At 56.2% G+C, this 448-nt stretch carries 1 protein-coding gene; it reads left to right on the plus strand.

All coding sequences use genetic code 11. The features are described 5' to 3' along the window. On the plus strand, positions 1 to 448 hold a 448-nt coding region (locus tag GRS80_RS15960; protein ID WP_160048430.1), incomplete at both ends, for a transposase.

Consider the following 448-nt stretch of genomic DNA (forward strand, 5'->3'; position numbering starts at 1 on the left):
GCCGAGCAGGTTCCGCTCGGCAAGCGCTTCCGAATCGATGGAACAGACATTCCTGTCGATCAGCGTGATGAGGACGCCAAGTGGAACTACGATCACCCTGAAGATGACTTCTACTACGGCTACGGCTGCTGTATCGTGACCGCAGCGAACAACATTCCTGTCGCAGCAGCGTTCACACCAGCCAAGAAAGTCAATCAGGAGACGGCGATGCGCGTCACACATGACGCGCTCGCCGTCGAATCGCCACGCTGGATGATCGGTGACTCGGAGTTTGACATGCTTGAGTGGCACGACCACCTGCTGGCGCAGGCGGTCGTGCCGATTGCCCCGTATAACCCACGAAACACGGCTAATCCGCTTGATATCGACTACCGCGTCGAAGATCGAATCAAAGAGCACAGCGACACGGTTCGTCTTCGGCAGAAACAACTTGACAAGGCGTATTCAA

Source organism: Natrialba sp. INN-245 (genome assembly GCF_009807105.1).
GTDB classification, from domain to species: Archaea; Halobacteriota; Halobacteria; order Halobacteriales; family Natrialbaceae; genus Natrarchaeobius; species Natrarchaeobius swarupiae.